Annotated in this window: 14 protein-coding genes and 1 pseudogene; all 15 read left to right on the plus strand. The window is 45.7% G+C overall.

Annotated features, from left to right (window positions below; genetic code table 11):
• Positions 1-10 precede the first annotated feature (10 nt).
• The gene (locus tag MTR82_RS04685) at positions 11-796 is read left to right on the plus strand and encodes an SDR family oxidoreductase (protein ID WP_246808009.1); all 786 of its coding nucleotides are present in this window, start codon (positions 11-13) and stop codon (positions 794-796) included.
• 13 nt (positions 797-809) lie between these two features.
• Positions 810-1,292, plus strand: a complete 483-nt coding sequence (locus MTR82_RS04690) for a DUF4334 domain-containing protein (RefSeq protein ID WP_246808010.1) — start codon at positions 810-812, stop codon at positions 1,290-1,292.
• A 142-nt stretch (positions 1,293-1,434) separates the two neighbouring features.
• Positions 1,435-3,207 carry a DNA helicase RecQ gene (recQ, locus tag MTR82_RS04695; RefSeq protein ID WP_052650276.1) on the plus strand — a complete coding sequence of 591 codons (1,773 nt, stop codon included), beginning with the start codon at positions 1,435-1,437 and terminating at the stop codon, positions 3,205-3,207.
• A gap of 251 nt (positions 3,208-3,458) precedes the next feature.
• A complete protein-coding gene (gene gltB, locus MTR82_RS04700; protein WP_246808011.1) occupies positions 3,459-8,045 on the plus strand; it encodes a glutamate synthase large subunit in 4,587 nt (1,528 codons plus the stop codon).
• A gap of 64 nt (positions 8,046-8,109) precedes the next feature.
• A complete protein-coding gene (locus tag MTR82_RS04705; protein WP_246808012.1) occupies positions 8,110-9,597 on the plus strand; it encodes a glutamate synthase subunit beta in 1,488 nt (495 codons plus the stop codon).
• A 237-nt stretch (positions 9,598-9,834) separates the two neighbouring features.
• Positions 9,835-10,257, plus strand: coding sequence for a hypothetical protein (locus MTR82_RS04710; protein ID WP_052650282.1), 423 nt, complete (start codon positions 9,835-9,837; stop codon positions 10,255-10,257).
• Positions 10,258-10,344: 87 nt separating this feature from the next.
• Positions 10,345-11,265 (plus strand): HD-GYP domain-containing protein, encoded by a 921-nt coding sequence (locus MTR82_RS04715; RefSeq protein ID WP_052650284.1) that lies wholly within the window; start codon positions 10,345-10,347, stop codon positions 11,263-11,265.
• Between the two features lie 149 nt (positions 11,266-11,414).
• Positions 11,415-11,942, plus strand: a complete 528-nt coding sequence (locus tag MTR82_RS04720) for a hypothetical protein (RefSeq protein ID WP_052650285.1) — start codon at positions 11,415-11,417, stop codon at positions 11,940-11,942.
• Positions 11,943-12,083: 141 nt separating this feature from the next.
• Positions 12,084-13,461: pseudogene (locus tag MTR82_RS04725) on the plus strand (circularly permuted type 2 ATP-grasp protein).
• 316 nt (positions 13,462-13,777) lie between these two features.
• Complete coding sequence (locus MTR82_RS04730; RefSeq protein ID WP_425023874.1) at positions 13,778-14,629, plus strand: transglutaminase family protein; 852 nt, start codon at positions 13,778-13,780, stop codon at positions 14,627-14,629.
• Positions 14,630-14,724: 95 nt separating this feature from the next.
• Entirely contained in the window at positions 14,725-16,170 is a 1,446-nt protein-coding gene (locus MTR82_RS04735; RefSeq protein WP_246808016.1) for a DEAD/DEAH box helicase, read from the plus strand.
• Between the two features lie 205 nt (positions 16,171-16,375).
• A complete protein-coding gene (locus MTR82_RS04740; RefSeq protein ID WP_246808020.1) occupies positions 16,376-16,942 on the plus strand; it encodes a 3D domain-containing protein in 567 nt (188 codons plus the stop codon).
• Positions 16,943-17,217: 275 nt separating this feature from the next.
• Positions 17,218-18,744 (plus strand): phytoene desaturase family protein, encoded by a 1,527-nt coding sequence (locus MTR82_RS04745; RefSeq protein WP_246808022.1) that lies wholly within the window; start codon positions 17,218-17,220, stop codon positions 18,742-18,744.
• A complete protein-coding gene (locus MTR82_RS04750; RefSeq protein ID WP_246808023.1) occupies positions 18,741-20,198 on the plus strand; it encodes a phytoene desaturase family protein in 1,458 nt (485 codons plus the stop codon). The genes MTR82_RS04745 and MTR82_RS04750 overlap by 4 nt, the downstream gene beginning before the upstream one ends.
• A complete protein-coding gene (locus MTR82_RS04755; protein WP_246808025.1) occupies positions 20,198-21,028 on the plus strand; it encodes a phytoene/squalene synthase family protein in 831 nt (276 codons plus the stop codon). Before MTR82_RS04750 ends, MTR82_RS04755 begins: the two co-directional genes overlap by 1 nt.
• Positions 21,029-21,041 lie beyond the last annotated feature (13 nt).

Consider the following 21,041-nt stretch of genomic DNA (forward strand, 5'->3'; position numbering starts at 1 on the left):
GGACGATTAGATGCCGAAAACGATATTTATTACAGGAGCGGGGAGTGGATTAGGAAAAGGGGCGGCTTTCGGGCTGGCTGAAAAGGGACACCGGGTGATAGCGCCTGTTGAAACGGCGCCGCAAGTTACTGCGCTAAGAGAAGAGGCTAAAGCTGCAGGCATTGAACTTGAAGTATTCAAAATGGATATTAAAAATCCGCAGGACCTTGCTCAAATGCTTGATTATGATTTTGATATCTTTGTGGCTAATGCCGCTGTAAATGAAGGTGGGCCCCTTGGTGAAGTGCCGATGAGCAATTTCCGTGAATTATTTGAAGTGAATGTATTCAGTACGCTTGAAACCGCTCAAATTGCGGCGCAGAAATTTGTAGCAAAAGGTGAAGGGAAAATTATTTTCATGTCTTCGATGGCCGGGATTATGGCAACGCCTTACGTGGGGCCATACACTACTACAAAACATGCAATTGAAGCGATTGCAACGACGATGCAAAAAGAACTGGAAGGATTTGGCGTGAAAGTGGCAACCATTAACCCCGGTGCTTTCGCTACAGGGTTTAATGATCGCAGCGCAGAAGCAAAATGGAAATGGTATGACGAGAAAATCCATTTCACGAAAAAAGAAGATATGGAAGAAGCGGACAAAGCCTTGGAAGACCAGTATGATCCTGCAGATATGATTGCGAAAATGGTGGAAGTCATTCCATTGGATTCTCACAAATTCCGTACAGCCTACCCGGAAGAAACCGAGCAGCAAATGAAAGAAGAAGAAGCGAAACGTTGGGAGATGGACATATAGAGGAGTTGTCGCGATGGATACAAACAGTGAGTTTTGGGCTGTTTATGCAGCCGGCGGGGCAGACACTGAAGATGCGTGCAGGCTCTATGATGGATTGGAAGCCGCAAGTTTGTCCGAGTTGATCGGCACATGGAAAGGCCGGGAATTTCCAACCGGACATCCTTTAGACGGCGTGTTAAGCGGGTTGAATTGGTACGGCAAAGCGTTCCACGACGCTGAAAATGTCGATCCTTTATTGTTCGAACTGCCGGACGGAGAGATTGCTGCGATGGACCCTGTCCCGCTGATGGACAAACGGAAGCTTCTGAAAGCAGCTGGCGGCAAAGCGCGGATGAGGATGATGGTGCATAGAGGCGTTTTAAGTGCCGTAATGGTCTATGACAACTTGCCGACTCACGATCATTTCCGTAAAGTGAACGAACATGTTCTCTTGGGGATGATGGATCGGAAAGGGGATGCGAACCCGTTCTTTTTCATACTGAAAAAAGTGGAATGAAAGCGAAAACAGCCTTCGAGCCTATGCTCTTAGGCTGTTTTTATTGGCGTACAGTGTCTTCAAAGAGGGATTCTGGCGCAAGAAAAAGGAGTGGAAATATGATAAGCTACTCATACGAGACGAGTATTAGGAGTGTTTAATTTTGTTGGAAGAAGCAAGAAAGATATTGCAGTCGTATTTTGGATACGAGTCATTTCGGATTGGGCAGGAACAGGCGATCTCCCAAGTTTTTGAAGGGAAGAATTCCATCTGTGTCATGCCGACCGGCGGCGGAAAGTCGATGTGCTATCAAATCCCGGCACTTGTAATGGAAGGGACGACCATTGTTGTATCGCCTTTGATTTCCTTGATGAAAGACCAGGTCGATTCTTTGCTGGCTGCTGGAATTCCGGCTGCGTACATTAACAGCTCACTGGATTTTGAAGAAGTTCGTGAAATTTTATATGACGTCCAACGCGGCGCCGTAAAATTATTATATATTGCCCCGGAACGATTGGATTCGGAAATGTTTTTAAACGAGCTGCAAGGCGTCCGTGTTCCGCTCATTGCAGTTGATGAAGCTCACTGTATTTCGCAATGGGGGCATGATTTCCGGCCAAGCTATCGATTGATCAGCAGAATGATGGAACTGTTCCCGGACCATCCGACTGTTTTGGCTTTGACAGCTACGGCAACGCCACAGGTCCGTGAAGACATTTGCCGTATTTTAAATATTGAAGAACAGCATACGGTCATGACCGGTTTTGAGCGGGCGAATTTAACTTTTTCTGTTGTTCAAGGACAGGACCGCGATCGGTTCGTGAAAGAGTACGTACAAAAAAATGAAAAAGAAGCCGGCATTATTTATGCGGCTACCCGAAAAACGGTTGATTCGGTTTACGAGATGCTGACCAAGAAAGGCGTCAAAGCTGCACGGTATCATGCCGGCATGCCGGATATGGAACGGAAGCTTGGGCAGGAACGATTCTTGAACGATGAAGTAACCGTAATGGTAGCGACCAATGCGTTTGGGATGGGCATCGATAAATCGAATATCCGCTATGTCATCCATTATCAGCTGCCGAAGAATATGGAAAGCTATTATCAGGAAGCGGGGCGTGCCGGCCGCGACGGACTGCCAAGTGAATGCATCGTCTTATATGCTTCGCAAGATGTTCAGACGCAGCGTTTTCTGATCGATCAAGCCCAAGACCCAAGCCGCATTCCGGGAGAATTGGTGAAGCTTCAAGGAATGGTCGACTACTGCCATACAGAAAATTGCCTTCAGCAATTTATCATCCACTACTTCGGCGATAAAACGGCTGAACCATGCGGGCATTGCAGCAGCTGCAACGATGACCGCGAAAGCATGGATGTCACGACGGATGTGCAAATGGTGCTGTCTTGCGTCATTCGAATGGGCCAGAAATTCGGTAAAATGATGACGGCTCAAGTGCTTACAGGTTCACGCAATAAAAAAGTGCTTGATTTCGGTTTTGATAAATTATCGACGTACGGCATCTTAAAGCACCACAGCACAAAAGAAGTGGCAAATCTGATCGAGTTTATGATTTCCCAGGAATTGCTGGCCGTAGAACAAGGGTCTTTCCCGACGATTTATGTGCCGGATGGCGGCCGCGATGTGCTGCTGGGAAAAAGAAAAGTGCTTCGCAAAGGAGCGGTCGCCACCAAGCAGATTGCAGACAACGATCCGTTGTTTGAGGAGTTGCGCAAAATCCGCAAAACGTTGGCTGATGAAGCTGGGGTGCCTCCATTTGTTATATTCTCCGATAAAACTTTGCAGGATATGTGTTCAAGAAGGCCAAAAAACAGCGAAGAATTTTTAGAAGTAAATGGCGTCGGCTCCAATAAACTTGAAAAGTATGGAGAGGCGTTTTTAGAGGCGATAAAATCATACGAAATGGTCAATAATTGATAGAAATATGCAAAAAAGATTCCTTTTATAAAGGGGTCTTTTTTATTTTCATTGAATTTATATGCATAAATATTCGTTTCCTTTCATAGGGGATTTATTGTAATTTACCGTTAATGTAAACGGTTACATGCCAGGCTTGGGTTTGTGGAATGTTGCGAAAAAAATACCAATATGGAATTGTATATATATTCAGACATGTGGTATACTATCAAAACATTATGACACTTTATCGTAATGAAGGAGGCGATTTGATGAGCAAAAGAGAATATCCACAACAGCAAGGACTCTATCATCCGGATCAAGAGCATGAGGCATGCGGAATCGGAATGATTGCCAATATTAATGGAGAAAAATCACACGCGATTGTGCAGAACGCAATTAACATTCTTTGTAACCTCGAGCATCGGGGCGGACAATCTTCAGATACAAGCACAGGAGATGGCGCAGGAATTTTAACGCAGATTCCTCACCGTTTCTTTTTAAAGCAATGTGAAAAAGAAGGGATTATTTTGCCTGAAGCCGGAAAATATGGCATCGGGATGATTTTCATGCCGCAGGATTATGGGCTGCGGATGAAAACGAAAGAAATCATCAAGCAAATTGTAGAAGAGGAAGGCCAGGAATGCCTAGGCTGGCGCCCTGTTCCGGTAAATGACTCTTTTGTCGGGAAAGTGGCGTTAAAAACAAAACCGGTCATCCGCCAAGTGTTTATTGCGGCTTCAGAAAACCTGGGAGACCGTATGGCGCTTGAACGCAAACTCTATGTCATCCGCAAGCGCATCGAGATGGTGATGGGCGGCAATGAGGATTTCAAAGACGTCTATTTCAGCAGCCTTTCTGCAGGCACTATCGTTTATAAAGGCATGCTGATTCCAGAGCAACTGGATTCCTTCTATATTGACCTCAACCACCCTGAATTCAAATCAGCGCTGGCTTTGGTTCACTCCCGTTTCAGTACGAACACCTTCCCGAGCTGGCAGCGGTCCCACCCGAACCGTTACTCAATCCATAACGGTGAATTTAATACCCTCAGAGGAAACGTGAATTGGATGCGTGCAAGACAGACGCTTTGCAGTTCCCCTTATTTCAATGAGCAAGAACTTCAAAAAGTCTTGCCGGTTATTGACGAAAGCGGAAGCGATTCCTCCATGTTCGATAACTGCTTTGAATTCCTTCACTTATCAGGCCGTTCACTGGCCCATACCGCAATGATGATGGTCCCGGAGCCTTGGGTTAACGACCCGACGATTCGAAAAGAGAAAAAAGATTTTTATGAATTCCATAGTACACTGATGGAGCCTTGGGACGGACCGGCAGCACTGGTCTTTACAGATGGCCGCCAGATCGCGGCATGCCTTGACCGCAATGGCCTTCGCCCAGCCCGTTACTATGTGACGAAAACAGGCATGATCGTTCTTGGATCTGAAGTTGGGGCGCTGGATATTTTTGCCGATGACATCATTTACAAAGACCGCTTGCGTCCAGGCAAAATGCTTTTAGTCGATTTAGAAGAAGGGAAAATCATTCCGGACGAAGAGATTAAAATGCAGATGGCTAAGGAACTTCCATATAAAGACTGGATTGAAGATAACCTGCTGGATTTAGAAGATCTACCTGCGCCTTCGCTGCCTGAACAGACACTGACGAAAGAACAATTTAAGGAGCAGCAGCTAGCATTCGGCTACACAACCGAAGAAGTTCAAAAAATCATCAAGCCATTGGCTACGGAAGGCAAAGATCCGGTTGGTTCAATGGGCTATGATTCGCCTTTAGCCGTTTTATCCAAAAAGCCGCAGCTTCTCTATAATTATTTCAAGCAATTATTTGCGCAAGTGACGAATCCGCCGATTGATGCTATCCGGGAGCATATTATTACCGCTGCCCGCACGACAATCGGTGCAGAAGGGAATTTAGTGGATCCCCGTCCGGAAAGCAGCCGCCATATCCGTCTGGAAACGCCCGTGCTGACAAACAGTGAATTGGAGAGATTGCGCCAGCAGAAGCTGGTGGAATTCCAAGCAGTTACGCTGCCGATCCTTTTCGAAAAATCCGGCGGGCCGGAAGCGATGGAGCGGGAACTTGAAGAACTGTTTGTAAAAGCGGAGCAAGCTTATGAAGCTGGAGCAACGCTATTAATTCTTTCGGACCGGGGAGTGGATGAGACGCATGTGGCCATTCCTGCGCTATTGGCAGTTTCCGGGCTGCATCATCACTTTATCCGCAAAGGAACCCGGACAAAAGTGAGCATTTTGCTGGAATCGGCAGAACCGCGGGAAGTCCACCATTTTGCTGCATTGCTAGGATACGGAGCAGAAGGAATCAACCCTTACCTCGCTTTGCGTACTCTTGAAGATTTGATTGAACAGGAAGATATTGTCGGCATTTCATACGAAAAAGCCGAAGCGAGCTATATCAACGCCGTAACCGACGGCATCATTAAAGTGTTGTCAAAAATGGGGATTTCGACGATCCAAAGTTACCGCGGTGCCCAAATCTTTGAAGCGGTAGGGATTCATATGGACGTCATCGACCGTTACTTCACGCGGACGTCTTCACGTCTTGGAGGAATTGGCCTGGATATTATTGCAAAAGAAGCCATGATGCGCCATGAGCAGGCATATCCGGAACGCAAAACAGGAGATCGATTCTTGGAAGCGGGAGATGAGTACCAATACCGTGCAAACGGGGAAACTCATCAATATAATCCATTAACGATCCACACCCTGCAGCAGGCTTGCCGGACGAACGATTACCAAGTATTTAAAAAATACACCAGCCTCTTAACGAAAGAGACTTCGAATGTCCAATCGCTGCGCGGATTGATGGAGTTCAAGAAGCGGACGCCTGTTCCAATAGAAGAAGTTGAAACAATCGAAGAAATTTGTGCGCGCTTTAAAACAGGGGCGATGTCATTCGGGTCAATCAGCCAAGAAGCGCATGAAGCATTGGCGATTGCAATGAACCGGATTGGCGGCCGAAGCAATTCGGGAGAAGGCGGCGAGCAGGTTTCCCGTTTTGTCCCTGATGAAAATGGAGACAGCAGAAGAAGCGCGATCAAACAAGTAGCGTCTGGCCGATTTGGCGTGACCAGCCATTATCTGGTCAACGCAGATGAAATTCAGATCAAGGTAGCCCAAGGGGCAAAACCGGGAGAAGGCGGGCATTTGCCCGGCAAAAAAGTATACCCGTGGGTAGCGGAAGTTCGCGGTTCAACTCCTGGAGTAGAGTTGATTTCTCCGCCTCCGCATCATGATATCTATTCGATTGAAGACTTGGCGGAGTTGATCTATAACTTGAAAAACGCTAATCCAATGGCCCGCATCAGCGTAAAACTGGTATCGGCAGTTGGAGTAGGAACCATTGCAGCGGGCGTTGCCAAGGGACGTGCTGATGTCGTGTTGATCAGCGGATATGATGGCGGTACCGGCGCTGCGCCGAAAACTAGTTTAAAGCATACTGGTTTGCCTTGGGAAATTGGTTTGGCGGAAACGCACCAAACGCTTTTATTGAATGGTTTGCGTGACCGGATCGTTGTTGAAACGGACGGGAAGATGATGACGGGCCGTGATGTGGTGACTGCGGCCTTGCTTGGCGCGGAAGAGTTCGGTTTTTCGACAGCTCCGTTAGTGGTGCTTGGCTGCGTCATGATGCGCGTCTGCCATATGGACACCTGTCCGGTCGGAATCGCTACGCAAAATCCGGAGCTGCGCAAGAAATACATGGGAGATCCAGAGCACGTTGCAAACTTCATGCGCTTTGTGGCCCAGGAAGCGCGCGAGTTGATGGCGGAACTTGGATTCCGGACTATTAACGAAATGATCGGAAGAACAGATGTGATCGAAGCGAAACAGGCAGTAGACCATTGGAAAGCCGGTGGACTCGACCTGTCTGCATTATTGCATCAGCCGGATCTTCCTGAAAAAGTAGGACGCTATGCAACTGTAAAGCAAGACCACGAATTGAAAAATACTTTGGATTATACCGAATTGCTGCCGCGCGCCAGAAAAGCGATCGAATCGGGTGAGCGAGTGGATGTCACAACTGCCATCCGAAACATCCATCGCGCAACCGGGACAATCATCGGCTATGCCGTATCCAAGAAGTATGGAGCAGAAGGATTGCCGGAAGATACGATCAATTTCAATTTCCAAGGTTCTGCCGGCCAAAGTTTCGGTGCGTTCATCCCTAAAGGAATGACGCTTAAACTGATTGGAGATGCAAATGATTTTGTCGGAAAAGGGTTATCCGGAGGGAAAATCATCGTCTATCCGGCAAGTGATTCGACGTTTATTCCTGAAAACAATGTCATTATCGGGAATGTTTCATTCTACGGAGCTTCTGCAGGTGAAGCATATATCCGCGGAATTGCCGGAGAACGTTTTGCGGTCCGCAACAGTGGAGCGAACATCGTTGTTGAAGGCGTCGGAGACCACGGTTGTGAATATATGACCGGAGGGCGCGTTGTCATCTTGGGCGAGACCGGCAAAAACTTTGCAGCCGGCATGTCGGGCGGCATTGCCTATGTATTGAACGAAGACGGGACATTTGCTGAGCGCTGCAATGCGGAGCTTGTCCATATGCAGCCGCTTGTCGAACCGGGAGAAATGGAAGATTTGCGCCAAATGATTGAACAGCACGTTCACTATACAGGAAGCAAGAACGCAAAACGCTTGCTCGACAACTGGAAAATCTATTCTGCTAAATTTGTCCGGGTTATTCCAAAAGCTTATTTGAAAATCAATGAACGCATCAACAAATTGCAGGAAAGCGGAATGGCCAGACCGGAAGCTGAAATGGCAGCGTTTGAAGAAAGCAAAATGGCAACCGGAAAAGCGTAAGCGGCTGATCAGCTCCGAAAAATGTAGGCGTCAATATATGCAAGTAAAGAATTGGAGGGATTTGATGGGAAAAGCGACTGGTTTTATGGAATACAGCCGGCAAACAATAAAAGAACGAGATCCGGCCGTACGGAAAAAAGATTGGTCGGATTATACAATCCCCCTTTCAGATGAAGAAGTAAGAAAGCAGGGCGCACGCTGCATGGATTGCGGTGTGCCGACATGCCAGTCCGGCATGGAGCTGGAAGGGGCAACTACGGGCTGCCCGGTTTATCACCTGATTCCGGAATGGAATGACCTGGTTTACCGGGGGCAATGGAAAGAAGCGCTGCGCCGGGAGCACGTCATGAACAACTTTCCGGAATTCACGGGAATGGCTTGTCCTGCTCCTTGTGAAGGAGCCTGCGTTCTCGGAATTAATGAACCGCCAGTGGCCATTCGGACAGTCGAGCGGTCGATCATCGAAAAAGGATTCGCAGAAGGATGGGTTGTTCCGGAACCGCCCCTTTCAAGAACCGGCAAAAAAGTGGCAGTCATCGGTTCGGGTCCAGCCGGGCTTGCAGCTGCAGCGCAATTGAATAAGGCAGGGCATCTCGTGACGGTATTTGAAAGAAGCGACCGGGTCGGCGGCTTGCTGACTTATGGAATTCCGGAAATGAAATTATCGTATGACGTCGTGCTTCGCCGGGTGAAAATACTGGAACAAGAAGGCATCACATTCATTACGAATACGGAAGTCGGAAAAGATTATCCGGTTTCAGCGCTTCGTTCGGATTTTGATGCGGTAATTATGTGTACAGGCGCGGCTGTACATCGCGATATCGTGGTAGAAGGGCGTGAGTTGAAAGGGGTCCACTATGCAATGGATTTCTTGCGCGCCAATACAAAAAGCTTGCTGGACTCCAATTTGACGGACGGCAATTACATTTCTGCTGAAGGGAAAAATGTGATTGTCATCGGCGGCGGCGATACGGGAACAGACTGCCTGGCTACTTCTGTCCGCCACAACTGCAAAAGCTTAGTGCAGTTTGATGTCTATGACAAAAAAGGCGCATTGCGGGATGATTTGGGCAATCCGTGGCCGCAATACCCTCGGATCCACCGGGTCGAATACGGACAAAAAGAAGCCGCAGCTGCTTTCGGCGAAGATCCAAGAGCTTTCGCTGTGATGACGAAAAAGTTCGTAGGCGACGAAAACGGCCAGCTGACAGAAGTTCATACGGTGAATGTGAAGTTGAAAATTGATGAATCAGGCAACCGCATCCGCGAGGAAATTCCGGGTACGGAAAAAGTCTGGAAAGCAGATCTCGTCTTGATTGCAATCGGCTTTAGCGGTCCTGACCAGAAATTCATTGAACAGATGGAAGTGGAAACGCGCGCAAACTCCACGGTGGACGCAGAATACGGAAAATACAAAACAAATGTGGAGGGCGTTTTTGCAGCTGGTGATATGCGGAGAGGCCAGAGCTTAATCGTATGGGCAATAAATGAAGGACGAGAAGCAGCAAGGGAATGCGACCGTTATTTAATGGAATCCACAGTCTTGCCTTAATAAATGGGAGACCAGACAATTGTCTGGTCTTTTTTTAGTAGAAAAGTCTTTAAAAAGTTAAATAGAAAGAAAATTTAGAAAATGTTGTATTGAGACTCTGATTCATATATACTATAGTAGGCGCATCAAGATTAACATTACTAGGTATTCCTGCTAGGCTCAAAAGGATCAGGCATGACTGCGTAGAGCAGTTAAACTTGTGTTCGCCACACTATCTAATTGTCGGGAGGAAGAAGAATGTTCAAAAAAGGCTTTGTTGCATTACTGCTATCTGTACTTCTTGCTGTTATGGTTGGAACGACTGCTTTTGCTGAAGAGGCAGTGATTACTCCGGAAATCGCACAAGCGCTTAGTGAAGTGGAACAAGTAAATGCTGAAATTTACGGCGAAATTGCAAAAGGGCAGGTACTGGCAGATCAATTATATGAAGAATACCTTTTAGCTGTTAATGAAGCTGGAGAAACGGCTCAATTAAAGGCTGATTATGAAAAGAAACTAACGAAAATCATTTCTGAAGTCGATGTAAAGACCCAGGAGATTACACGCCACGGCGTTGAAAAGGCTAGAGAATCAGGCCTTAATGTGGAAATTGAATGGATTCCTGTTCAGTTTGCAGATCGCATCGCTTTAATCGACCCAATACGAGTAGTGAGCTGGTAATTTTCAATGGATAAAACCCCATAGATAAAGTAAGATGAGAGTATCGGAAAACCGATACTCTCATCTTTTTCTAAAGGACGTGTAATCGTGAAAGGCTTAGATATATTGAAGAATGGATACCTCGAAAAAGTGAATAATGATTCGACAACTCTAAGTCTACTTGGACGTGGAAATAGTTTGGAAATAATGAAGCAAGAAATTCAAAAAGATCGACTATTCATTCTTTTTCCAGGGGAAGATGCCGACGTTGAAGAGTTTTATTATATAATTGAAGGTGAAATCGAAGGCGAAATTGATGGTGAGAAAATAAAGTTGTACACCAATGATTTTTTTTCTGCGAAAAATTTAGAAACTACAGTCGATTTTTATACTAAATCGGATGTTGTTCTTTTATCGATTTCAACAGCTCCAGTTTTTCAAGAGTTGAGTGAAGAAATCAAGGAATTGAAAAAAATTGGAGAAGCGGTCGAGCAGAAAGACCGCTATACTTTTAATCATAGTTCACGTGTAGCGCACTATGCAGTGAAAACAGCGACTAAAATGAAATTGCCGAAGCAAAGAATCCAGAATTTATATTCTGCGGCTTTTCTTCATGACATCGGCAAGATTAATATACCTGAAGAAGTTTTAAAGAAACCTGGTAAATTGACGGATTATGAATTTGAGTTGATTAAAAAGCACCCTGGTGATGGTGCGGCAATGATTCGAGAAACACCTTACGCAGAGCTTGCAGACATCGTTGAGCAGCACCATGAACGCATAAATGGGCGAGGCTACCCGTTCGGGCTGGTGGATCAAGAAATTTTGATGGAAGCGAAGATTATCGGAGTATGCGATACGTTTGATGCAATGACCGAAGACCGGGCCTACCGAAAAGCCTTTACAGCTGAATTTGCGATGGCCGAAATTAAACAGCTAGCGGGTATTCAATATGATCCAAAAGTGGTCGAAGCTTTTGAACAAGTGATAAAAGAAGAAGGCAAAATTACGGAAAACTCTTCGGATTAACGAAAAGAGAAGTTAGATCAATAGGTAAATTCTGCGGCACCTTCGGCTTAGAAGGTGTCTTTCTTTTTTCCTTTTTTATGTTTGAAATGAGCTGGAAAAGTCAATACTAGGAGCACAGTGTATTTTAAAACTGAAAAGGAGAGATGAAAATGGCTAGAAATTCAGGCGGCATGTTTGGCAAGCTCGTGTTATTAGGCGTAGGTGCAGTAATCGGAGCAGCGATGACGCAGAAAAAAGTAGATTCAAACGGCAATGAAACTTCCCAAGCCAGCAATTTGAAAGAGAACGTGAAGAAAGGTTTAGACCGCTTCAATGAACAATCCGGCGGCATGGTTGATAAAGTGAAACCGGGAGTCAGCAAAGCGGTGGAAACAGTCAAAAGCGCCATTGAAGGACAGCAGAAAATGATGGACAAAGAAAAAGACATGTTGGATAAAGCGAATCAGACGCTGCAGGATGAAGTGGGCGGCGAAACGAACAAAGATTCCTCTTCCGCATCTAAAACTTCTGGCGGCGCTTCAGGCACATCCAATACGAGTTCTTCAAGCAGCGTCTCACCGGATACTTCAACTCCGAGCGGCGGGGTCTACGGCGGCAGTACGGATTACAGCGAGTCGCTGAAAAAAGATTTATCCAAAGATTCTTCTTCAAGCGATAAATCGACATTCGACAAATAAAAACGAATATTTCAACCCGAAAGCTATTGCTCGCAAGCCTATGAGCTCTAGCTTTTTTTAAGCCTTAAAATAAACTGAAAATTAAGAAAGTTCGAGGTGTATCATGTTTGATTCCTACCAGGTCAAGCCTTTTTTGATGAAATGTTCGATGACCATAAGGTGCCCAAACCGCATTACCGCAAATTTTATGATATATTGCAGCGGTTTTCCGAAGAAGAGCTTAAAGAGAAGCATGATACAGCTCAGCTGGCATTTTTGCGGCAAGGGATTACCTTTACGGTTTACAACAATAATGTCGGTACGGAAAGAACCATGCCTTTTGATTTTGTGCCCATAATCATTTCGAGGGACGAGTGGCAAACCATCGAAAAAGGGATGATCCAGCGTACTGAAGCGCTAAACCGTTTTCTTGACGACGTCTATCATGAACAAAAAATCCTTGAGGAAGGCCTTGTGCCCCGGCACCTAGTTGAAGAAAATCCCTATTACTATGCGAAGCAGGTGAAAGGAATTGATATTCCTCTCCAGAACCATATTTTCCTGGCCGGCATCGATTTAATACGCGATGAATTTGGGAAGTACCATGTTCTTGAAGACAATCTGCGGAATCCTTCCGGCATGTCCTATGTGTACCAGAACCGTTATGTCATGAGACAGGTATATCCCGATTTCTTCGCCAACCATTCGGTGCATGCGCTTGAACATCAACTGTCTTATCTTCATCAGGCCATGCTGGACCATATGCCGAACACCTCGAATGAAAAACCTTTTGCGGTTTTATTAACGCCGGGAATGTATACCTCAGCCTATTACGACCATGTTTTTCTGGCGCAGCAAATGGGCATCGATTTAGTGGAGGGAAGGGACTTAATCGTCAAGGGGAATATCGTCTATATGAAGTCGATCCGCGGACTGCAGCGGGTGGATATTATCTATCGCCGGATTGACGACGATTTTCTTGATCCGCACGCTTTCAGGGAAGATTCAGCGCTTGGAGTGCCTGGACTGTTGGAAGCTTACCGGCATGGGAATGTCGCCATATTGAACGGCATTGGCAACGGCGTCGCAGACGATAAGGCGATCTATGCTTATGTGCCTGACATGATCCGCTACTATCTCGGTGAAGAGCCGATCATCGATAATGTAAAAACGTATTTGCTCAGCAATCCAGAAGACCGCGAATGGGTTCTTGACCATCTTGAAGAACTTGTCGTAAAAAATGTGGGGGCATCCGGCGGCTACGATATGCTCGTTGGTCCCCATGCCTCCAAAGAACTGATCGAGAAATTCCGGGAGAAGATCATCGAATCTCCCCACCAGTACATTGCGCAGCCAACGATCAAGCTTTCAAGAGCCCCGGGCATATCAAGGCGAGGAGTTTTATCCATGCCACGTCGATTTGCGGGTATTCGTTATGAGAGGCAAAGAAACGCGGGTGCTTCCTGGCGGGCTGTCGCGAGTTGCCTTGAAGCAAGGGTTTCTCGTCGTTAACTCTTCCCAAGGGGGCGGCGGAAAATAAAGAAAAAGAGGACAGGGAGCTTCTTGATGCTTAGCCGAGTCGCAAATGCTTTGTATTGGATGTGTTGGAAGAGGGCAAAGTTTCGCATTATTCTTGAGAACTTTACGCCAAATTGGATGAAATGCGAACCGAATTCAACGAAGTAAAAATTGAAGAATTTACGACAGATGAAATGATGGATTTTCTCAACCATTTCCAGGATGGCTGCAATGAGATTTCGCAGCTTTTCTCCAAGACCTATTATTTAATCGATCCAACCATTCAAGAAACAGGTTTCAGCCAATCCCAATCCATGAGTGCAGAGGAGATCAGTTCTATGAAATATCAAATTGAACATACCAATATTTTTAAATATGAATCCATCGTCGACCAAAGCATGAATTCAATCCGGCTGAAGCCCAGAACCGATGAATGCCAGCGTCTGCTTTCTTACCGGGCTGACATTACTCCTGCTTCTGTAACAAAGGAACATATCGATATTTGGGGGAACCACGTCGAAACCTTTTTCATTGCGGAGCATCATGAGCATCTTGAAGTGAAAGCAACCTCGATTGTCAGCATCCAGAAAAGCCCATTTATCCACCGGATCGACTATTCGCCGGAAATGAATGCGATTTTCCATTCTCAATTATTCAGCGAACATTATTTAGCTTTCCTGAGCAATACCGCTTACACTTACCTGTCGCCGGAACAAATGGCGCGGGTGGATGAAGAATTAGGAGAGATGAAGAATCCGGTGCAGTATTCGATTGACGTCATGGAATACATCCATAGCCATTTTACTTATGATGGAGAATCGACCAATGTGTCGACAAAAGCGGAAGAGTCATTTGAATTGCGGAAAGGGGTTTGCCAAGACCTGACCCATGTCATGCTGGGAATTTTGCGGGCCAAACAGATTCCGGCGCGTTATGTGAGCGGCTATTTGTACGTGGGCGAAAATTCGGCGCTTGTCGGAGATGCGGCAAGCCATGCCTGGGTGGAAGTGATGGTGCCGGGAATCGGCTGGGTCGGCCTGGATCCGACCAATAACGTGGAAGCGCTGGAACATCATATTCGCGTCGGAGTGGGACGGGATTATAACGATGTCAGCCTGGTCCAAGGCGTCTACCGCGGCGGCAGCCAGTCCCTTGAAGTGAAAGTTTCCGTCAGCCTTCTGGATCAGTAACCATAATTTCAATAATTGATTTACGGCAAAAAAATCCGATCCGTGACATAATGGAGGAAGGTGTACGTTTTTGAACGGAAAAGGAGCAATAATAAATGAGCAATCAACCATTCAATGATTTTCAACTAAGTGAACCGATTTTGCGGGCCCTTGAAGGCCTTGGCTATAAGAGCCCGACAGAAGTACAGGAAAAAGTGATGCCGGCTGCACTAAAGAAGACGGATGTCGCGGTAAAATCGCAAACCGGGAGCGGAAAAACTGCGGCATTCGGCATACCGATCTGTGAACTTGTGGATTGGGAAGAAAATAAGCCGCAAGCATTGATTTTGACGCCTACACGCGAATTGGCCGACCAAGTAAAAGAAGATATTACCAACATTGGGCGCTTTAAACGCATAAAAGCAGCTGCAGTTTACGGCAAACAGCCTTTCGCGTACCAGCAAGCCGAATTGAAGCAGAAATGCCATGTGGTGGTAGGGACGCCGGGCCGTGTACTCGATCATATTGAACGGGGAACGATCGACTTGAGCCGCATCGCTTATTTGGTTCTGGACGAAGCGGATGAAATGTTGAATATGGGCTTTATCGAGCAAGTGGAAGCCATCATCAACAAATTGCCGAAAGAACGGACGACCATGCTGTTTTCTGCGACATTGCCGGAAAACGTTGAAAAACTGCAGCAAAAATACATGAACATTCCGGAGCATATCGAAATCGCTTCGACACAGACGTTGACGGATCAGATTGAGCATTTACTTTATGTGGTCGATGAAAAAAGGAAGTTTTCACTTCTGCGGGACGTTACAATTATCGAAAATCCAGACAGCTGCATCATCTTTTGCCGGACAAAAGACAATGTGGATTTCGTCATGGATCAGCTTGAAAAGCATTACTATACATGCGATAAATTGCACGGAGGAATGGTGCAGGAAGACCGTTTTGAAGTGATGAATGATTTTAAACGCGGAGAATTCCGCTATTTGATAGCGACGGATGTAGCGGCTCGGGGAATCGATATCGACAGTATCACCCATGTCATCAACTACGATCTTCCGTTAGAAAAAGAAAGCTATGTTCACCGTGCCGGAAGAACGGGCCGCGCCGGCAAGACCGGAAAAGCGATTACGTTTGCAACGCCTTACGAAGATAAGTTTTTACATGAAATTGAATCCTATATCGGATTTGAGCTGGATCGGCATGATGCGCCGTCTCAGGAAAGAGTAGCGCAGGCAGAGACAGCATTCACTGAAAAAATGGAAAGCCGGCCAAAGCTCAAGAAAAACAAAAACGAATTGGTCAACAAAGACATCATGAAGTTATATTTCAACGGCGGCAAGAAAAAGAAACTGCGTGCTTTTGATTTTGTCGGAACCTTAACAAGCATTCCGGGGATGACGGCAGAAGACATCGGAATCATTAAGATCCAGGATACGGTAACCTATATTGACATCTTAAACGGCAAAGGCCCGATGGTGCTTAAAGCGATGAAAGAGAAGACGGTCAAAGGCAAGACATTGAAGGTCCATAAAGCCAATAAATAATGTGCTCAAAAAGCGGTTCTGTTGATACAGAGCCGCTTTTTTCTTATGGAAAAAAGAAAGGATACGGATTGTTTTGAATATTCAGAGGTACTTTTGTCACAAAAAAGAACCCAATTGTAATAAAATGACCTATTGAATGTTACACAATTGTAATGTTTAAGTGCTATTTTAATTGTACTGCTAAAACAAAGAAGGAGAGAACAGCTTGAAAAAACTACTAATAGTATTGAGTTTTGCACTGGTTTTGTTCCTTGGCATGTCGCTTGAGAGCTCAGCAGCATCATCTACCTATACGGTTAAAAGTGGAGACACATTATATAAAATAGCAAAAACACAAAAGGTATCTGTCGCAAATTTAAAGTCATGGAATAACTTGAAATCTAATACGATCCATCCGAAACAAAAGCTGAAACTGGTAAAGTCTGCAGCGAAAACTGCATCTAAGACAAAAACGCCTTCGCGTTCTACTTCAGGTTCAGTGGTGAAAGAATTCACAGTTTCTGCATCTGCTTATACAGCATCATGCAAAGGCTGCTCAGGAATTACAAGAACCGGATTGAACTTAAAGAAAAACCCAGGCCTTAAAGTCATTGCCGTAGATCCAAAAGTGATCAAACTTGGGACGAAAGTGTATGTTGAAGGCTACGGCTACGCTGTTGCTGGTGACACTGGAAGTGCTATCAAAGGCAATAAAATCGATGTTTTTATGCCATCGAAAAGCAATGCCCTTAAATGGGGACGCAAAAACGTAAAAATTAAGATTCTTAAGTAAATGAACAATGACATAGAAGCGCTGATTCAATCGACTAAAGATTGATTCAGCGCTTTTTTTTGCATCTATTTGGATAGCGTGTGGTTTATTTGTTTTCAAGAATGGGAAAGAGGGAAAGTTAGAACTGATTCGCATCTAGAAAGAAAAGGAAAATAAATTATTTTTCAGAATTTAAAAAGCTTATTTCTAGTGTTTTTTCACGATAAGTCGTATAGTATTTGTATAATAAAAATATAATTTATACAGGACATTTGAAGCGGAATGGGGTCATATAGATGAGAGAACGCATAGCAGTAGTAGGAGCAGGGCCGGGCGGATTGGCAGCAGCCATGCTATTGGCAGGCAAAGGCTACAAAGTAGACGTCTACGAAAAAAATGAAAAAGTCGGAGGGCGCAATGCCGAGTTGAAGTTAGGAGATTTCACTTTTGACACGGGACCGACTTTTTTGAGCATGCTGCATATCGTTGAAGAATTGTTTGAGGCTACCGGACGCAAGTTGACCGATTACATGGAAGCAATTGAACTGGATCCGATGTATGAATTGATATTTGAAGACCAGAGTTTGGTCATGACGCGGAATCATAAAGAAATGAGAGCGCAAATTGATGAGAACTTCAAAGGCAATGGAGAAGGCTATGAACGGTTTATGAAGGAAACCGGGAAAAAATTAGAAGCACTGTCGCCGATTCTCCAATCACGAATGGATAAATTCATCCATATGATGCAGCCGAAAGTGATTAAAGCATTGCCTGAACTTGAGGTTAACAAGACGCTTTATCAAGTGCTGTCGCGGTATTTTAAAGATGAGCGGCTGAAGATGGCTTTTGCATTCCAATCCAAGTATCTAGGAATGTCTCCGTGGGAATGTCCGGGCGCTTTTTCGATTCTTTCTTATATGGAACATGCATACGGCATCTTCCATCCGATCGGCGGCGTAAACCAACTTTCTCAAGCGATGGCGAAAGTGGTGGAAGAGTTAGGCGGGAAAATCCATACTGGCCGAGGGGTCAAAAAACTATGGATTGAAAATCGGGCCGTGAAAGGTTTGGATCTCGAAGACGGAACACGCATCGAGGCGGATGAAGTCGTCATCAATGGAGATTTTGCCCATGTGATGAATCACCTGGTCGAGCCCGGCATTCTCAAAAAATACACGCCGGAAAAATTGGAGAAAAAGAAATATTCTTGTTCGACGTTTATGATCTACCTGGGGCTTGATAAGAAATATGACTTGTCGCACCATACCATCGTCTTTTCGAAGGACTATAAGAAAAATGTAGAGGAAATAACCAATTCCCGCATCCTTTCTGAAGATCCTTCCATTTACATCCAGAATGCCAGTGTAACCGATCCGACGCTTGCGCCGGAAGGCAAATCGGCTTTATATATTCTTGCTCCTGTTCCAAACAATTTTAGCGATATCGGCTGGGAAAATGAGCAGGAAGCTTTCCGGGATCTGGTGCTCGACATCATAGAAGAAAAAACGCAATTCAAAGGGCTGCGCGACCATATCGAAGTAGAAAAATTGCTGACTCCTTTTGGCTGGGAGCAGGATTATTCGGTGTATAAAGGGGCGACCTTTAATTTAGGCCACCAATTGACCCAAATGATGGTTTTCCGTCCTCACAATAAATTTGAAGAATTGGATAATTGCTGGCTTGTCGGCGGAGGCACCCATCCCGGAAGCGGGCTTCCGACCATTCTTGAATCTGCCCGTATTTCGACCAATGGCATCCTGGAACAGCATGGAAGAAAAACGCTTCCGGTCTCTCCGCTTCCTGCATTGGAGGGATTTGCATGAACATCGCAATCATCGGCGGAGGCGTAGGAGGTTTAATGGGAGCGTTATACCTGACAAAGCAAGGGCATGATGTCACCATTTATGAAAAGGACAGCCAATTAGGCGGACGCCTTCGCTTTGTTGAAAAAGACGGCTATCGAATTGATGAAGGGCCGACCATCGTTCTGCTTCCTGAAATGTTTCAGGAATTATTAGGGGAAGCCGGGATATCGAAAGAGCGATACGAGCTGCTGCTTTGCGATCCTCTTTACACGATCCGTTTTCCGGACGGGAAAGTCTACACGAAATACCCGGATATTCAACGGCAAGCCGAAGAAGTGGAACGCGAATTCCCTGGTGAAAAAGAAGGATTTCTGCGATTTATGGCAGAAGGGCGGGAACGCTTCGAAATCGGCAAGTCTGCCTTCCTTGAACATTCTTTTGTAAAGAAATCGGATTTTTGGACTCCGGGCAACGTCAAGAATCTGTTGAAGCTGAAACCCCAGCAATCGGTGAAGAAACTGATGTCCAATTATTTCCGGGATGAGCGGCTCCAATTAGCTTATACGCTGCAGGCGCTTTATATCGGGGGAAATCCTTTCAACGCACCCGCAATGTATTCGCTCGTGCCGTTCAGTGAGCATGAACACGGCGTGCATTATTTAAAAGGCGGATATGGAAGCCTTATTCCGCTTTTGGAGCAGGAATTAAGGAGCCGCCCGAATCTAAAGATACATACGGGCGTGCCGGTTGATCATATTGCCATTGAGCAAGATAAAGTCAAAGGAATCGAAACAAAAGAAGGATTTAAAGGCTTCGATGCCGTAATCTATAATGGAGACTTCCCGTCCATTCGAGAAGTTTTGCCGCAAACGAAAAAAAAGGAATTTACCCCTTCTTCAGGGTGTGTCCTGCTTTATTTTGGTTTGGACCGTGTTTATCAACAGGCGAATGTCCATCAGTTTTTCATTGGAAAAAGTTACACCGATCATATGAAACAGGTGTTTTCAGATAAAAAATTGCCTGACGATCCGGCTTTCTACACCTTCCATCCCTCCATCATCGATGATTCGCTTGCGCCGGAAGGAAAAGGCGTTATGTATGTATTGATTCCAGTCCCTGCAGGCACGGATATTCAATGGGCAGATGAAAAAGAATGGATTGACGGCGTTATTGACCGCATGGAAGAACTGGCATTCCCAGGGTTTAAAGAAGCCGTGGAATGGATGGAAGTGCGTACGCCTACTGATGCCGAGGCTTTTGGACTGTTTCAGGGAGGCAGTTTTGGAATCGGGCCGACCCTGTTTCAATCAGGGGTTTTCCGCCCGCAAGTCAAGCCTTTTAAAACCGGAGGGCTTTATGCAGTCGGGGCTTCGGTCCACCCAGGGGGAGGCATTCCAATTGTTATGCAAGGAGCAAAACTACTCGCTGAACAAGTCCAACGGGATTTAACGAGTGAAGGGAGCGATTCATAATGGATGTAAAAGAAGCCTATCTTTATTGTGAAGAAGTGATTGCAGCAAACTCCAAAAGTTTTTACCGCACATTTTCTTTATTGCCGAAAGCGAAGAAGAAAGCGGTTTGGGGCGTGTATACATTTTGCCGGACTGTCGATGATATCGTAGATGAAGGGGATAATCCGGCAGTAGAGCTGGAAAACTTCAAGCAGGAGTTCCATGAGTTCCTGCGAGGCAATTTTGACGCGGAAAATCCGATGTGGGTCGCTTTAGCGGATGTTTTTGACCGTTATGACATGGAGGCTGAGCCGTTTCATGCCTTGATCAAAGGCCAGGAAATGGACTTGACCATCAAACGCTATTATACCGTAGAAGAATTATTGACTTACAGCTATCACGTAGCCAGCACGGTCGGTTTGATGCTTTTGCCGATTCTTGCGCCGAACAAAACCCAGGTGCTTCGCGAAGGGGCGATTGCTTTGGGACATGCGATGCAAATTACGAATATTTTACGGGACATCGGGGAAGACTTAAAGATCGGCCGGATTTACCTGCCGAGTGAAGTGATGCAAAAAAATGGATTTGATGAAGAGGAACTGTATGCCGGTACTGTTAGTCCTGAATTTATCGCAATGTGGGAAGAAATGGCCGAACTGGCTGAACATTACTACCGTTCCGCTTTCGAAACCATCCATGAATATCCGATGGACGCCAGAATTCCTGTAAAAGGGGCCGGGCTTGTGTATAAAGAAATTCTTACTACTATCCGCGCGAAACACTACAATGTCTTCCATGAAAAGCATTTTGTGCCGGATGAATCGAAGAAAGCGATTCTTGCTTGTCTGTAATCAAATGCCGCGA

This window comes from Planococcus ruber, from assembly GCF_022819085.1.
Taxonomy (GTDB): domain Bacteria; phylum Bacillota; class Bacilli; order Bacillales_A; family Planococcaceae; genus Planococcus; species Planococcus ruber.

Bases quoted from the DNA above. Each gene is read 5' to 3' on its own strand.
- MTR82_RS04685 (WP_246808009.1), top strand. From the start codon at position 11: ATGCCGAAAACGATATTTATTACAGGAGCGGGGAGTGGATTAGGAAAA.
- MTR82_RS04690 (WP_246808010.1), top strand. From the start codon at position 810: ATGGATACAAACAGTGAGTTTTGGGCTGTTTATGCAGCCGGCGGGGCA.
- gltB (WP_246808011.1), top strand. From the start codon at position 3,459: ATGAGCAAAAGAGAATATCCACAACAGCAAGGACTCTATCATCCGGAT.
- MTR82_RS04705 (WP_246808012.1), top strand. From the start codon at position 8,110: ATGGGAAAAGCGACTGGTTTTATGGAATACAGCCGGCAAACAATAAAA.
- MTR82_RS04710 (WP_052650282.1), top strand. From the start codon at position 9,835: ATGTTCAAAAAAGGCTTTGTTGCATTACTGCTATCTGTACTTCTTGCT.
- MTR82_RS04720 (WP_052650285.1), top strand. From the start codon at position 11,415: ATGGCTAGAAATTCAGGCGGCATGTTTGGCAAGCTCGTGTTATTAGGC.
- MTR82_RS04730 (WP_425023874.1), top strand. From the start codon at position 13,778: ATGAAATATCAAATTGAACATACCAATATTTTTAAATATGAATCCATC.
- MTR82_RS04735 (WP_246808016.1), top strand. From the start codon at position 14,725: ATGAGCAATCAACCATTCAATGATTTTCAACTAAGTGAACCGATTTTG.
- MTR82_RS04745 (WP_246808022.1), top strand. From the start codon at position 17,218: ATGAGAGAACGCATAGCAGTAGTAGGAGCAGGGCCGGGCGGATTGGCA.
- MTR82_RS04750 (WP_246808023.1), top strand. From the start codon at position 18,741: ATGAACATCGCAATCATCGGCGGAGGCGTAGGAGGTTTAATGGGAGCG.
- MTR82_RS04755 (WP_246808025.1), top strand. From the start codon at position 20,198: ATGGATGTAAAAGAAGCCTATCTTTATTGTGAAGAAGTGATTGCAGCA.